The following is a 14,905-nucleotide window of genomic DNA, read 5'->3' as shown; positions in this document are numbered from 1 at the left end:
GAATATTAAGTAAAAAAACTAAAAAATGGTTAAAGTTCGTGCACTTTAGGTCGATAAGGCTCCTATAACTACTAAAAACTCTTCACTCAAGACTGACTCTGGAGCTTGCCCACATATGTCCACTCCTTCTGCTCCCAAACGAGCCCTTGGTTTACAAACCAAGGTGCTGATGCTGGTACTGCTCCCTCTTCTGTTAGTGACGGTTGTGCTGGTCGGGTTTAAAGCCTACAGCAGCGCCCAAGACACCCGCGATACGTTGGCAAACCAGCGTGAAATGCTGATTGAAGAGCGCCGCCATGCGGTACGCGATATCGTCCAGATGGCGACTTCTGCCATCGAGCCCATTTACGAACAAGCCGGTGCCAACGATGAGGCAGCCAAGCAGCAGGTAGCCGAGCTGGTGCGTTCCATGCGCTTTGAAGATAACAACTACATTTTTATCTACGACTATGACGGTAACAATATCGTCACGGCGCCTGCACCGGAGCGTGAAGGTACCAACATGATCGACGCGCAAACCCCCGATGGCACTTATCTGATTCGCGAGATCATTCAGCTTGCTCAGAGTGGCGGGGGCTTCTACAGCTATATGTGGGATTACCCAGGTACCGACAGAATTGAACCCAAGCACTCCTTCGTTGACCGCCTTGAAAAATGGGATTGGCTCATTGGTGCAGGCGTTTATGTAACCGATGCTGACGATGCTATTGCCGAACTTGAAGCCGCGGCTGCCGCCGATTTGCGCCAGGGCATTATATTTGCCTCCTTGTTGGGTCTGGGTCTATTTATTGTGATTGCACTGATAGCGTATGGCTTGGTGCGTCGCACGCTGGGGCCGATCAAGCGCACTACTGCGGCTATGCACGATATTGCCCAGGGGCGCGGTGATTTAACCCGTCGCTTAGCAGTTGAAAGCGGTGACGAAATTGGCGAGCTTAGCGTTCAATTCAACGCCTTTGTAGCGCGGATGCAGAACACGCTTCGTGATGTACGCAGCAGTACGCTCAGCGTGCACCAAGCGGCGGGGGAGATCTCACAAAGCTCCGATGAGCTCGCCACCCGTACCGAGCAGGCGGCCGCGAACCTGCAACAAACCTCCGCTTCCATGGAAGAGATCACCTCGACGGTTAATCACAGCGCCGACAATGCCCAGCAGGCCAATACGCTGGTACAGTCTACTGCCGATGTAGCCCGTGAAGGCGAGAACTCAATGGGGCAAGTTGAGAGCACTATGCGCGATATTAACGACTCCGCTTCGCGTATCAGTGACATCATCAGCATGATCGATGCGATTGCCTTCCAGACCAATATTCTGGCGCTTAATGCCTCGGTGGAAGCCGCACGGGCGGGCGAGCATGGCCGCGGCTTTGCCGTGGTGGCGCAAGAGGTACGGGTGCTGGCCAGCCGTTCGAGCGATGCTTCCAAAGAGATTCGTGCGCTTATCGATACGTCCGTTCAGCACACTGAATCGGGCGCGAAGCTGGTGCGTAGCGCGGGCGACACCATGCGCGAGATTGTCTCCAGCGTGGCGAAAGTCACCGATGTGATCGGTGAGATCACCGCGGGCGCTAAAGAGCAGAGTAGCGGTATCGGCCAGATCAACACCGCCGTGGCCGAAATGGACACCATGACCCAGCAGAACGCTGCCATGGTGCAAGAATCGACCACCGCCGCTGCCAATATGCGCCGCCATGCGGAGCATCTTAATCAGCTAATCAACTCCTTTGTACTCGGCGAAGATGAGCCCACGCAGCAGCAGGCGCTGGCCTCTCCGGCGCCTCAGCAACGTGGCGGTGATAAAGGCCTGAAACGCCCCGCGCTTTCATCGCAAGCCTCGTCACAGCCATCATCCAAGCCTTCACCGGCAACGGCAAAGCACGCTGCAGATGAGTGGGAAGAGTTCTAACGTCCACTAACAGTGCTTGTGGTATCAGCGCTTTTAAACGATGGGTATAAAAAACGGGGCTTGCCAGATGGCAAGCCCCGTTGCGTTAACACCTGTGATGTTTATCCGCTATGGCGCCTGGCCAATCTTTCCGCCAGCAAGTTGACGGCTCGCTTTGCCAGTGGTGAAAGCGCGGCATCCTCGCGTTCCAGCGTGGCTATTAGGCGCTGCTTCATTGATCGTGCCCAAAAGGTTTCCAGGTGGCGACAGGTGGCCGCGGCTGCCATTTCTTCATCACGACCGCCGCCCAGGTTAGCTGCGATCTGGTTGGTCATGTGAATCAGGTGAGTATCTTGGTTCGACGACATTGCGTGCCTCCTCAGCCGTGTGCCATCGCCGCCGACGTGGGACGATGGTAAATCAGATGGCGGCCGGGCCGCGCAAAGCCTGCCAGTAGCAGCCCCGATGCCTGGGCCTGCTCCACGGCCAGGGCGGTGGCCGCCGATACCGCCACCAGAGCACCAATGCCGACACTGGCACACTTGTGAACCATCTCGTAGCTGGCGCGGCTGGTGACCAGCGCGAACCCTTCGCCGAGGGGGCTGGCCTCGCGGGCGAGGGCTCCAATCAGTTTGTCCAGGGCGTTATGGCGACCCACATCCTCGCGCAGTTGTTTAATGTTCCCCCAAGCATCGCACCAGGCGGCACCGTGGCTGGCGCCAGTGGCCCCCTGCAGCGGCTGGTGGATGGACAGCTCCCGTAGGGAACGCTGGATGGCGGCGTCACTCAACTGCGGCGCCATGACATGGGGAATTGGCCGGATGGCCTGCTCCAGGGCTTCGGTGCCGCATAGCCCGCAGCCGGTGCGTCCTGTCAGGTTGCGCCGCCGTTGTTTGAGCTCGGCCATTCGCTGGCTGGCAATAGTGAGGTGAACGGTGAGGCCTTGGGGTGCTTCGTGGATATCGAGGTCGTAGCACTCGTCGACGTTGGCCAGGATGCCTTCTGACAGGCTGAAGCCCAGGGCAAACTCCTCAATATCCGTCGGGCTGGCCATCATCACCGCGTGGGAGATGCCGTTGTAGACCAGGGCCACCGGCCTTTCCAGGGCCAGTAGATCCTCCTGGGTATCGGTGTACCAGCCGTTAGCGCCACGGCGCACCTCCACCGGCTGGCGCGCTACCGCGTCGCGAGTATGGTGGATGCTCATGGAACCTCCTGCTGGGCCTTGGCCAGGTAATCACGCTGGGCCAGGTCAAAGGCGCTAAAGCGTTGCTGCCAGGCCGACGGTTGGCTGACTTTTTCCACCTGCACCGCCGTGACCTTGTACTCCGGGCAGTTGGTGGCCCAGTCCGAGTTGTCCGTGGTGATGACGTTGGCGCCACTGCCGGGGTGGTGGAAGGTGGTATACACCACGCCGGGCTGCATGCGCTCACTGAGCCGGGCACGCAGTACCGTCTGGCCGGCACGGCTGGTGATGCCCAGCCAGTCGCCGTCGCGGATGCCGCGCAGCTCGGCGTCAGAAGGGTGCAGCTCCAGTACGTCCTCATCGTGCCAGCGCTGGTTGTCGGTGCGCCGGGTCTGGGCGCCCACGTTGTACTGGCTAAGGATCCGGCCGGTGGTGAGCAGTAGCGGGAAGCGGCGGTTGGCCCGCTCCTCGGTGGCCACGTACTCGGTAATTGCAAAGCGTCCCAGCCCGATGGGGAACTCAACCTCGTGCATAGTCGGCATGCCCAGCGGGTACTCGGCGTTACAGGGCCACTGAAGACTGCCGCGCTCCTCCAGCTTGGCGTAACTGACGCCCGCGAAACTTGGCGTCAACTGGGCGATTTCGTCCATGATTTCGGAGGGATGGGTATAGTGCATCGGGTAGCCCAGCGCATTGGCCAGATCCTGGGTGACTTCCCAGTCTTCCTTGCCGGCCACCGGGGCTGCCACCTTGCGTACCCGGTTGATACGTCGCTCGGCGTTGGTGAAGGTGCCATTCTTCTCCAGGAAGCTTGAACCCGGCAGCAGTACGTGGGCGAACTTGGCCGTTTCATTGAGGAAAATATCCTGCACGATCAGGCAGTCCAGCGACGTGAGCGCCGCCTCGACGTGCTGGGTGTTGGGGTCGGACTGAGCGATATCTTCGCCCTGCACGTAAAGCGCTTTAAAGGTGCCTTCGATGGCAGCGTCGAACATATTGGGAATGCGCAGCCCCGGTTCGTCGTCCAGTTTCACACCCCACACGGCCTCAAAGCGGCCGCGGGCGATGGGGTCGGCCACGTGTTGGTAGCCCGGCAACTCATGGGGGAAGGAGCCCATGTCACACGAACCCTGGACGTTGTTCTGGCCGCGCAGCGGGTTCACACCCACGCCCTCGCGGCCAATATTGCCTGTGGCCAAGGCCAGGTTGGCAATCCCCATCACCATGGTGGAACCCTGACTGTGCTCGGTCACTCCCAGCCCGTAGTAGATCGCGCCGTTGCCCGCCGTGGCGTAAGTGCGTGCCGCCTGGCGCACGGCCTCGGCGGGCACGCCGGTAATGGCTTCGGTGGCCTCCGGGGAGTGGCGCGGTTCAGCAATAAACTCACGCCAGCTGTTATAGGCATCGGTGTCGCAGCGCTTGGCCACGAACGCCTTGTCTTCCAGACCTTCCGTCACCACCACGTGACCCAGCGCGTTGACCAGCGCCACGTTGGTGCCTGGGCGCAGCGGCAGATGTTGGGCCTCGCTCATGTGCGGGGTCTTTAAAAGGTCGATACGGCGAGGGTCGGCGACGATCAGCTTCGCCCCCTGGCGCAGGCGTTTGCGCATCAGCGAGCCAAACACCGGGTGGGCATCGGTGGGGTTGGCGCCGATCACGATAATCGCGTCCGACTTCATCACCGAGTCAAACGTCTGGGTGCCCGCCGATTCACCCAGCGTGGTCTTCAGGCCGTAGCCGGTGGGCGAGTGGCACACCCGCGCGCAGGTGTCGGTGTTGTTGTTGCCGAATGCAGCGCGAATCAGCTTCTGCACCAGATAGGTCTCTTCGTTGGTGCAGCGCGAGGAGGTGATACCGCCGATGCTCTCGCGGCCGTGCTCGGCCTGAATCGACTTGAGACGGTTCGCGGCAAAGCTGATCGCCTCTTCCCAACTGGCTTCGCGCCAGGGCTGATCGATTGAGTCACGAATCATCGGCGTGGTCAGGCGATCCGGGTGGGTGGTGTAGCCGAAGGCAAAACGCCCCTTCACGCAGGAGTGGCCGTGATTGGCGTCGCCGCCCTTGTAAGGCACCATGCGCACCAGCTGGTCGCCCTTCATCTGGGCTTCAAACGAGCAGCCCACGCCGCAGTAGGCGCAGGTGGTGACCACGCTGCGATCCGGCACGCCGTGGTCGATCACGCTTTTTTCCATCAGCGTGGCGGTGGGGCAGGCCTGCACGCAGGCGCCACAGGAGACGCAGTCCGAGTCCATGAAGGCGTCGCTCTGGCCTGCTGATACTTTGGATTCGAACCCGCGGCCATCGATGGTTAGCGCGAAAGTACCCTGGACTTCGTCGCAGGCGCGCACGCAGCGTGAACAGAGGATGCACTTGCTGGGATCGAAGGTGAAGTAGGGGTTGGATTCGTCCTTGGCGGCGTCCAGATGGTTCTCGCCCGTAAAGCCGTAGCGCACCTCGCGAAGCCCCACGCTACCGGCCATGTCCTGCAGTTCGCAGTCGCCGTTGGCCGGGCAGGTCAGGCAGTCCAGCGGGTGGTCGGAGATGTAGAGCTCCATCACGTTGCGACGCAGCTTGGCCAGCCGCTCGTTCTGGGTGGTCACCTTCATACCTTCAGCAACGGGCGTGGTGCAGGCGGCGGGCAGGCCGCGGCGTCCCTCCACCTGCACGGCGCACAGCCGGCAGGAGCCGAAGGGCTCCAGGCTGTCGGTGGCGCACAGCTTGGGAATGTTGATATCCGCCAGTGCCGCCGCGCGCAGCACCGAGGTGCCTTCCGGCACGCTGATGGATACGCCGTCGATCTCCAGGTTGACTGTGGCGGCGCCCGGGTAGGGGGAGGGTGTGCCATAGTCTTTGGAAAAATCGACGCTGTTGGCCTGACGCCGTGGATCGAAATGTTCAATCATGATCTGTCTCCGTTCGCCGCCTGCTGGAAATCCTCAGCAAAGTGTTTCAGGGCGCTCTGCACCGGGAAGGGGGTCATGCCGCCCATGGCGCAGAGCGAGCCGTCTACCATCGTTTCGCAAAGATCACTCAGCAGGGCGAGGTTGGCCTCGCGATTGTCGTTGGCGCGAATACGATCGATTACCTCCACGCCACGGGTCGAGCCGATACGACAGGGCGTGCACTTGCCGCAGGACTCCACCTTGCAGAACTCCATCGAGAAACGCGCCTGTTCGGCCATATCGACGCTGTCGTCGAACATCACCACGCCGCCGTGACCGACGCCTGCACCGACCTCGGCGAAGGTTTCGTAATCCAGCGGCATATCCCACTGGCTTTCGGGCAGGTAGGCGCACAGCGGCCCGCCTACCTGAACGGCGCGCAAGGGCTTTCCGGTGAGCGTACCGCCGCCAAAATCCTCCATCAGCGTGCGCAGAGTGGTGCCAAAGGCGAGTTCCACCAGACCGCCACGCTTGACGTTGCCCGCCAGTTGGAGGGCCAGCGTGCCCCGGGAGCGGCCCATGCCGTGATTGGCGTAGGCCTCGGCACCCTCGGCCAGAATGAACGGCACGGCGGCAAACGAGAGCACGTTATTGACCACGGTGGGGCGGCCGAACAGACCCTCGATGGCGGGCAGCGGCGGCTTGAAGCGCACCAGCCCTCGCTTGCCCTCCAAGCTTTCCAGAAGCGATGTCTCTTCGCCGCAAATGTACGCCCCGGCGCCGAGGCGCACTTCCAGTTGGAAGGCGCGGCCGCTGCCGCGTAGGTCGTCGCCGAGATACCCTGCCTGTTCGGCGCGGCGGATGGCCTCGTCAAGAACCTCTTTCGCCAGCGGATACTCCGAGCGCAGGTAGATATAGCCTTGGGTGGCACCCACCGCGAGGCCGGCAATCGCCATGCCCTCAATCAACATATAGGGGTCGCATTCCATCACCAGCCGGTCGGCGAAGGTGCCGGAGTCGCCTTCGTCGGCATTGCAAACGATGTACTTCTGATCGGCAGGCGTATCCAGCACGGTCTGCCACTTGATGCCTGTCGGGAAGGCGGCCCCGCCGCGCCCGCGCAGGCCGGAAACTTTGACTTCCTCGACGATGTCCTGGGGCTCGCGTTGCAGCGCAGCCGCCAAACCGCAAAAACCGTTATGGGCGCGATAATCCTCAATCGATAACGGGTCAGTGATGCCGATACGCGCAAAGGTGAGACGCTGCTGGCGGGCGAGATAGTCGATCTCCTCCGTGGGGCCCAGCGCCAGGGGATGGCCGACGCTGTCTCCCAGCAGCCCGGCGTCGAGCAGTGCGGGTACATCCTCTGGTGTTACCGGGCCGTAGGCGAACCGGCCGATGGGGGTTTCAACTTCCACTAGCGGCTCCAGCCAGGCGAGGCCACGGGAGCCATTGCGCACCAGCGTGATGGGTTGGCCGCGTGCGGCTGCCTCCCTCTCCAGTCGGCGGGCGACCGTATCGGCGCCCAGTGAAAGCGCGGTGGTATCCCGGGGTACATAAACGCGGATGCTCATCCCATCACCTCCAACGGCCGTGTTTGCAATTCATCCACTAGCGCATCGAAGGCGTCCGGGGTGACGCGGCCGCGTACGCTGTCGTCCACGCGGATCGATGGGCCGCAGGCGCAGTTGCCCAGGCAGTAAACGGCTTCGAGGGTGATTTCGCGATCCGGGGTGGTCTGGTGGTAATCGACCCCCAAACGCGCCTTGGCGTGGGCTTCGAGCTGGCGCGCCCCTACCGACTGACACGCCTCGGCGCGGCAGATCTGCACGACGTGGCGCCCCGGCGGCGTGGTGCGAAAGTGGTGGTAGAAGCTGATGACTCCGTGCACCTCGGCACGTGTTTGGTGGAGGGCATCGGCGATGATGGGTACCGCTGCCTCTGGGATGAAGCCGATGCGATCCTGAAGGGCGTGGAGGATCGGCAGTAGGGCGCCGGGCTTGTGCTTCAGAGCGTCGACCTCGGCCTGAATAGCCTGCGGCGCCCACTCCTGGGAATGGTTCATGGTGCCTTCCTCACGACTGCTTATTATGTTTTAAATATGCACTACTTTTCATATTTAAAAAGTCGTGCATCACGGTTAAGACAAAGCTAGCATCAAGTTATCGACTTAAAAATATGAAATAGTGTGCCTATGAAACGGATCAAGGTAACGCCCACCTGGTGCTTTAGTGATGAAGAGGGGCACCGTCTCGATACCAACCTTCTGCGCTTGCTGGGGGCGGTGCATCGTCATGGCAAGTTGACCCATGCCGCCGAAGAGGCGGGTATTTCCTATCGTCACGCGTGGAATTTACTGCGCCAGGGCGGGGAGTTTTTTGGTGTTTCCCTGGTAGCCATGGCGCGTGGGCGAGGGGCGCAATTATCACCGCTGGGTGAGAAGCTGCTGTGGGCCGAGCAGCGCGCCACCGCTCGGTTAAGCCCGCAGCTTGATAGCCTGAGCTCCGAGCTGAATCTTGCCATTCAGCAGCACCAGGAAGGCGTGCACCCCGTACTTCGCCTCCACGCCAGCCACGGGTTTGCGATAGAGCTGCTGCCGCAGCATCTGGGAGAGTTGCAGCTTGATCTGCAGTACTGCAGCCCGCTGGAAGCACTGGCGACCCTTAACCGCAATGGCTGCGACCTGGCGGGCTGCCATCTGCCCAGGGGGGCAGTGGGTGAAAAGGCACGGCGCAAATACCGCCGCCTGCTCAAACCCCGCTATCATCGGCTAATAGGATTTATCGCCCGCCAGCAGGGGCTAATGGTGGCGCCGGGTAACCCGCTGGGCATTGATGGCGTTGCCGCACTGGCCGATAGGCCGGTCACGTTTATCAACCGGCAGGCATCATCGGGAACCCGGGAACTGCTGGATAGCTTGCTGGCCGAGGCAGGCATTGCTACATCCAAAGTGAATGGTTACGAGATTGAGGAGTACACCCACTCGGCGGTAGCGGCCTATGTGGCGGCGGGAATGGCGGATGCAGGGTTTGGTGTCGAGGCGGCCGCGCAGCGGTTTGGGCTTGAATTTGTGCCGCTGGCCACGGAAGACTACTTGCTGGCCTGTCATCACCGCTCCCTGAAAGAGCCTAAATTTGACGAATTCTTGCAGGTATTGCGCGGCGCTTCCTTTCAAGAGGCGGTGCAGGGTCTGCCGGGTTATAGCCCGAGCCAGTGTGGCAATGTGATACAGGTAGAGGAGATATTCTCACCAACACCCTAAGCAGCTAGTGGAGAGATTCAAGGCATAACTGTGCTGAGTGGCATCAGAAACGCATGGAGCCTGGAATGGTTTTACCTCAAGACGACGATGGATGCTGACTATAGCGGCTACACCCGTAGACCAATCAAGTGGTAGCTAAACGGGCGAACCTCATACAGCAATCCTAAAAGACATAACCCCATAAAGTGCGACGTTCTTTAGGAACCTGCGCACTTCCAAGTGCTTTGAGTCGACGAAAGCCGCGAGCAGTAGAGGAGTAAAATAGAGGTATAGAGCGAAGTCGACCGATACTATGAAACGCTGGTGCGCGTAACATGTTCTCAATTCTCAGGGCTTACGTTCATGCCGCATTCGGCGGTAAACCAATCACGAAAGCGCTGTATCTCTTCGTCAGCGGCCCGGTTTTCACGATAACAAAGATAGTGGCGCGTTTCCTCCAGCACTACTTGCTCAGCAACTGGTCTAACCAGTCTTCCCTCTGCTATCAACGGCATCACTAGATGATCCCACCCTAGCGCAACACCTTGATGGTTTAATGTCATCTGAATCAACATGTTATAGTCATTTGCATTGAAGAAATGAGAGCTATCCTTAGCATTCCTAGCGATCTCGAGCTGGTGAATAGCCATCCACACCCCCCAGTCCACATGCTCGGCCACCTGAGCGCGCCCGTAGGGGCTAAGGTTGAGCAGTACAGCGCCATGTCGCAACCCATCCAGAGTGCCGATCTCTGGATGTTTCTCCAAGTAGCGAGGCGAACACACCGGGTAGATTACATCACAGAACAGCGGAATGCTGATATAGCCTTCCATAACACGCGATAGCTTGGTGATAAAGATATCTGGAGAAACGCCTGGTTCCATGGCAAGGAAGTTCTGCGTCGTCACCAAGTTGAGGTCGATGTTCGGATTGTTACTAAAGAAGCTAGGCAGGCGGTGCGACATCCACAGCGCTGAGAAGGCAGGCGAGCAACATAGCGTTAGCGATTGTCGAGCAACGTTACCAAAATCATCTCGGATGCGATCAGCGGCTTGAGCGATATTGATGAACGAAAGCTGAGCGGCATCGAAGAAGATAGCGCCTGCTGCCGTCAGTTCCACAGCACTTCCCACTCGCTTGAACAGAGGCGTCTTCAGGAAGCTCTCCAGTTCGCGCACTTGACGGCTGATAGCAGCCTGGGTCACGCATAGGGCCTCTGCTGCGCGGGTGAAGTTCTGATAGCGCGCCGCCGCGACAAACGACCTTACTGCCCGCAGCGAAGGCATCTTCAACAGTGTTTGATCTGGAGCAGTATGTCGGCTCATTACGTGAAATCCTCAACGCTCGGGTAAAAGGCACTTCTACTCAGCCAGTTGGCTGCCTAGACCCACAGTAATCCGGAACTCGATATCGCGGCATCGTTGGAAGACTACCCCAAAGCAACGGTTATCAACAGACCCTTAAGCTGTCAGGAAAGGCAGAGCGTGGAAGGAAGTAAAAAGACTAGCAATCAGGCGGCTTACTGCACCGATATCTTCATCGCCAGCAGGTGAAGAGTTGTTATTTTCTAGCTGCCAGGGTTGCTAACGTACTTTCTGGTAATACCTCATTCTGAACCTTTGGCTCTGATAAAAGATACCGGTCTCCCCATAACATCTGCTCATGATTTGACGATAGAAAAGGTTTCTTCCGTCGCTATGGCATCACTGCTTATCCTGACAGTTCGGCTCGCTTGAGAATATTTGAACAAACTCAGCCGCAAAACCGTTCGTAAATATTTAACGGGCGACGCTCTCACATCGTCATTTCCAAAAGGTAATAATATGAACTTCGACGGTATCTGGACTCCTGTCGTCACGCCCTTCAACAGTGATGGCTCTCTAAAGCTCGAAGCTCTGGATGAACTGCTCAATACACTAATTGAACAGGGAGTGCATGGTTTAATCATCGGTGGCACTACAGGCGAGTACTACGCCCAGAGCATGGATGAGCGTAAGAGACTCTTTGACCGAGTAATAGAGCATGTACAGGGAAGGATTCCGTTGATGGCAGGGATCAATGCCACTGCCACAGCAGACAGCTTAGAACTGGGCCAACATGCTAAGAATAGTGGCTTCGATGCTCTGCTGGTGGCCGCGCCCTACTACTGCCAACCGGCTCAAGACGAGTTACTGGCACATATCCGTGCTATTGATGATGCCTTCGATATGCCGGTTATGCTCTACAACTTTCCTGATCGCACCGGTGTGCCGATGACCATGGCGCTAATAGAAGCCCTGCGCGACCGCCCTAATATACAGGCAATCAAGGAAAGTACAGGTTCTATTGAGCGCCTCCATACGCTAGCCACCGATCACGCCGATCAGCTACAGCTAAGCTGTGGCATGGATGACCAAGTGCTGGAATTCTTCGTGTGGGGCGCCCGGAGCTGGGTGGCCGGTGCTTCCAACTTCCTAGCCCCCGAGCACGTCGCTTTGCATAAGGCCTGTGTAATAGATAAAGACTTCGTCACCGGGCGTGAGCTGGCCGCGCGGCTGCTACCGATGCTCAATCTACTGGAGCAGGGTGGCAAGTTCTGTCAGTACATCAAATACGGCTGCGAGCTGGCTGGCCTGCCAGTCGGCCCGGCGCGACGCCCGCTGCTGCCCTTGAATGAGCAAGAGAAGGCTGTCTTCAAGCAGGTCTATGATGCATTGGTTGCCTGCCGCAGTTGAAACCTTGCCGTGGAGCACGCCCCATGAAGCTGCAATGCAAGTTTCTTCCCCAGGACGATGGATGCTGCGGCTGGTACGAAACCTTGCCCCCACCCCCGCCAAGCATGCCGCTGCGTGGCAACGTACGGGCCGACTGGGTGGTATTGGGGGCTGGTCTGGCTGGATTGGCTGCGGCCCGTCGCTTGGCCGAGCTGAAACCAAACGACGATATCGCCCTGATTGATGCTCGGCGCGTTGGCTTCAGTACCGCTGGGCGCAATTCGGGGTTCATGATCGATCTACCGCATGACCTTAACTCCAGCGACTACACTGGCGACCGCACTCACGATCTAGAACAGATTCGCCTTAACCGCGGCGCAATCGACTACATGCGCGAGATAGTGCAGCGCCATGGTATTGACTGCGATTGGCGCGAGCAGGGCAAACTGCATGGCGCGGCTAGAGACCAAGGCATCCGTGTGTTGGAAACGTTTGCCAATGGGCTTTCTGCGCTTGGCGAGCCCTACCGCGCATTAAACGCTGATGATATGCAGACAATTACCGGCACGCGCTTCTACAAAGCTGGCTTGCATACTCCCGGCTGCGTGCTGGTTCAGCCGGCGGCGTTAGTACGAGGCCTGAGCCAGGCTCTGCCCGAAAACGTGCAGTTGTTCGAGGACAGCCCGGTACGCCATATAAACGTGGGCAAACCCCATGTGCTGGTGACCGACCAGGGCCGCATTGAGGCGCCCCGACTAGTGCTAGCCAACAATGCCTATGCTGCTCAGTTCGAACAACTGGGACTCAAGGGGCGTCTGCTGCCGATTTACACCTACAGTAGCCTGACTCGCCAACTGAGCGATGCCGAGTGCGCCAGGCTAGGCGGCGACAATAGCTGGGCGCTGATACCAGCAGACCCAATGGGCACAACGGTTAGACGCATGGGAGACGGGCGTATTTGCATCCGAAACTCCTTCACCTATAACCCTAACGTCAGTACCAATGATCGCCAGCTGGCAAGAGCGCGAGCCGCCCATCAGAGTTCCTTTAAACGACGCTTTCCAATGCTATCGAAGGTGAGCTTCGAATACACATGGGGAGGGGCTTTATGCCTAACCCGCAACAATGGCAGACCGTTTGGTGAACTCGCCCCTGGCGTGTTCAGCGCCCTATGCCAAAACGCCTTGGGTCTGACTGGCGGCACTATCTCCGGAAAACTGATCGCCGAATACGCACTCGGTATGGAGAGTGAGCTGCTCGATATCATGTTGAAGCAGCCCAAGCCAGCCGCCAACCCGCCCTATCCGCTGCTTGGCATGGGGGTGCGCAAGGCCCTCGCCTGGAAGGAGTGGCGAGCTGGAATTGAACGCTAAGTGACCGAATCGATATAGAAAACCATGCTTCGTGCAGAGAGAAGTACGTAACCGAGAGATCAATAAGGGAGTAAAAAATAATGGCCAACACCCTCACCCAGGAAAATATTGCGCAGCAAATTGAACGGCTCGAATATCGCAATCTAGCCTTCATCGATGGTCAGTTCGTACCAGCAAGGTCGGGCAAAACCTTCGCCACCCTTAATCCGGCCACCGGAGAGGTTATTACTCAGCTGGCCGCGTGTGATGCCGAGGACGTTGATATCGCCGCCAAAGCCGCACGCCGCGCTTTCGAAGCGGGTGTTTGGTCGAAGATGGCGCCCGCCGAACGCAAAGCGATCATGCAACGCTTCGCCGATCTGATTGAGGAAAACTGCCTGGAGTTAGCGGTGCTCGAAGCCATTGAGGCTGGCAAGCCGATCAGTGAGTGCTTCAATGTCGATATCCCCGATACCGCTAATACCATCCGCTGGCATGCCGAAGCCATCGACAAGCTCAACGATGCCGTAACACCCACTGAGAGCAGTGTGCTTTCCATCGTCACTCGCGAGCCGATCGGTGTGGTTGGCGCAGTGCTACCGTGGAATTTCCCAGCCATGATGGTTGGCTGGAAGCTGGGTCCGGCGTTAGCCACTGGGAACAGCGTGATCCTCAAGCCTGCCAAGCTAACTTCGCTGAGCACCACGCGCCTTGCTGAGTTAGCCTTCGAAGCAGGCGTGCCAGCAGGGGTGCTCAATGTACTACCCGGCATGGGATCAACGGCTGGTAAGGCAATTGGTATGCACCCTGATATCGACCTAGTGGGCTTTACTGGCTCCACAGAAGTTGGGCGCATGTTCCTTGAATACTCGGCGGCCAGTAATCTCAAGGAAGTCTTGCTGGAATGTGGTGGCAAAAACCCTCAGGTGGTAATGCCCGATATCCACGATATCAAGACGGTCGCCAGTAACGTTCTCGCTGCCGCTTTTTGGAATATGGGTGAGAACTGCTCAGCGGGTTCGCGACTTATTGTACACCGTTCCATCAAGGACGCCCTGCTCAAGGAGGTGCTGGCCCAGTTGGAAAGTGATTGGAAGCTGGGCGACCCATTGGATCCTGAGGTCAATCTTGGCGCCTTGGTGGAGGAAGCTCACATGGAGAAAGTACTTTCGTATATTGCAACAGCCAAAAAGGAAGGACTTACATTACTTACCGGTGGTGAGCGGGTTCGCAAAGAGAGCGGCGGTTACTTCGTGCAGCCGACGATCTTCGATGACGCTACCCCTGAATCAACCATTGTCCGTGAAGAAATCTTCGGCCCAGTGCTGGCGGTGATGGCATTTGATACCGAAGAAGAAGCCATCGCTTTAGCCAACGACACCTGCTACGGCCTCGCGGCATCGCTTTGGAGCAACGACCTTAACACCGTTCATCGCATGTCGTCGGCGATTCGTGCTGGCACTGTGACTGTAAATTGTTTCGGCGAAGGCGACATTACCACTCCGTTTGGCGGATTCAAGCAATCCGGTTTTGGTGGGCGCGATAAATCTATCTACGCTCATGACCAGTACTGCGAACTCAAAACAACCTGGATAAAACTCACCTAAATAGAGTAAGGGAAAGCTACTCAAGTCGCCTGCTGCGCCCCTGTCTCTCCTGTTTTGTA

Annotated in this window: 11 protein-coding genes; 5 read left to right on the top strand and 6 right to left on the bottom strand. The window is 58.5% G+C overall.

What is annotated here, in order from left to right; translation table 11 throughout:
- The first annotated feature begins 115 nt into the window (after positions 1 to 115).
- Positions 116 to 1,906 (top strand): methyl-accepting chemotaxis protein, encoded by a 1,791-nt coding sequence (locus YERSI8AC_RS22820; RefSeq protein ID WP_138799477.1) that lies wholly within the window; start codon positions 116 to 118, stop codon positions 1,904 to 1,906.
- Between the two features lie 101 nt (positions 1,907 to 2,007).
- Here YERSI8AC_RS22820 and YERSI8AC_RS22815 read toward each other — a convergent pair whose 3' ends face one another.
- The 5 genes from YERSI8AC_RS22815 to YERSI8AC_RS22795 are packed head-to-tail and all read right to left on the bottom strand — an operon-like array spanning position 2,008 to position 8,018.
- Positions 2,008 to 2,253: a formate dehydrogenase subunit delta gene (locus YERSI8AC_RS22815; protein WP_022521360.1), complete on the bottom strand. Its 246-nt coding sequence runs from the start codon at positions 2,251 to 2,253 to the stop codon at positions 2,008 to 2,010.
- Positions 2,254 to 2,264: 11 nt separating this feature from the next.
- A complete protein-coding gene (fdhD, locus tag YERSI8AC_RS22810) occupies positions 2,265 to 3,092 on the bottom strand; it encodes a formate dehydrogenase accessory sulfurtransferase FdhD (RefSeq protein ID WP_138799476.1) in 828 nt (275 codons plus the stop codon).
- Positions 3,089 to 5,974, bottom strand: a complete 2,886-nt coding sequence (gene fdhF / locus YERSI8AC_RS22805) for a formate dehydrogenase subunit alpha (RefSeq protein ID WP_159177680.1) — start codon at positions 5,972 to 5,974, stop codon at positions 3,089 to 3,091. Before fdhF ends, fdhD begins: the two co-directional genes overlap by 4 nt.
- Positions 5,971 to 7,527, bottom strand: a complete 1,557-nt coding sequence (locus tag YERSI8AC_RS22800) for a formate dehydrogenase beta subunit (RefSeq protein WP_159177679.1) — start codon at positions 7,525 to 7,527, stop codon at positions 5,971 to 5,973. Before YERSI8AC_RS22800 ends, fdhF begins: the two co-directional genes overlap by 4 nt.
- Positions 7,524 to 8,018 (bottom strand): formate dehydrogenase subunit gamma, encoded by a 495-nt coding sequence (locus tag YERSI8AC_RS22795; protein ID WP_159177678.1) that lies wholly within the window; start codon positions 8,016 to 8,018, stop codon positions 7,524 to 7,526. The genes YERSI8AC_RS22800 and YERSI8AC_RS22795 overlap by 4 nt, the downstream gene beginning before the upstream one ends.
- A gap of 129 nt (positions 8,019 to 8,147) precedes the next feature.
- Between YERSI8AC_RS22795 and YERSI8AC_RS22790 the strand changes: the two genes are divergently transcribed.
- On the top strand, positions 8,148 to 9,215 hold the full coding sequence (locus YERSI8AC_RS22790; protein WP_159177677.1) for a substrate-binding domain-containing protein: 1,068 nt from the start codon (positions 8,148 to 8,150) through the stop codon (positions 9,213 to 9,215).
- Between the two features lie 320 nt (positions 9,216 to 9,535).
- Here YERSI8AC_RS22790 and YERSI8AC_RS22785 read toward each other — a convergent pair whose 3' ends face one another.
- A complete protein-coding gene (locus tag YERSI8AC_RS22785; protein WP_022521366.1) occupies positions 9,536 to 10,519 on the bottom strand; it encodes a LysR substrate-binding domain-containing protein in 984 nt (327 codons plus the stop codon).
- A 498-nt stretch (positions 10,520 to 11,017) separates the two neighbouring features.
- Here YERSI8AC_RS22785 and YERSI8AC_RS22780 point away from each other — a divergent pair, with 498 nt between their 5' ends.
- From YERSI8AC_RS22780 to YERSI8AC_RS22770, 3 genes are all read left to right on the top strand, one after another.
- Positions 11,018 to 11,908 (top strand): dihydrodipicolinate synthase family protein, encoded by an 891-nt coding sequence (locus YERSI8AC_RS22780; RefSeq protein ID WP_138799470.1) that lies wholly within the window; start codon positions 11,018 to 11,020, stop codon positions 11,906 to 11,908.
- A gap of 23 nt (positions 11,909 to 11,931) precedes the next feature.
- Positions 11,932 to 13,260, top strand: coding sequence for an NAD(P)/FAD-dependent oxidoreductase (locus YERSI8AC_RS22775; protein WP_022521368.1), 1,329 nt, complete (start codon positions 11,932 to 11,934; stop codon positions 13,258 to 13,260).
- Between the two features lie 80 nt (positions 13,261 to 13,340).
- Positions 13,341 to 14,846, top strand: a complete 1,506-nt coding sequence (locus YERSI8AC_RS22770) for an aldehyde dehydrogenase (protein WP_022521369.1) — start codon at positions 13,341 to 13,343, stop codon at positions 14,844 to 14,846.
- Positions 14,847 to 14,905: the final 59 nt, after the last annotated feature.

Source organism: Halomonas sp. 113 (assembly GCF_904067645.1).
Classification (GTDB): domain Bacteria; phylum Pseudomonadota; class Gammaproteobacteria; order Pseudomonadales; family Halomonadaceae; genus Vreelandella; species Vreelandella titanicae.
Note: the sequence above shows the minus strand (reverse complement) of the source record. Positions and strands in the feature narration are given on the sequence as shown.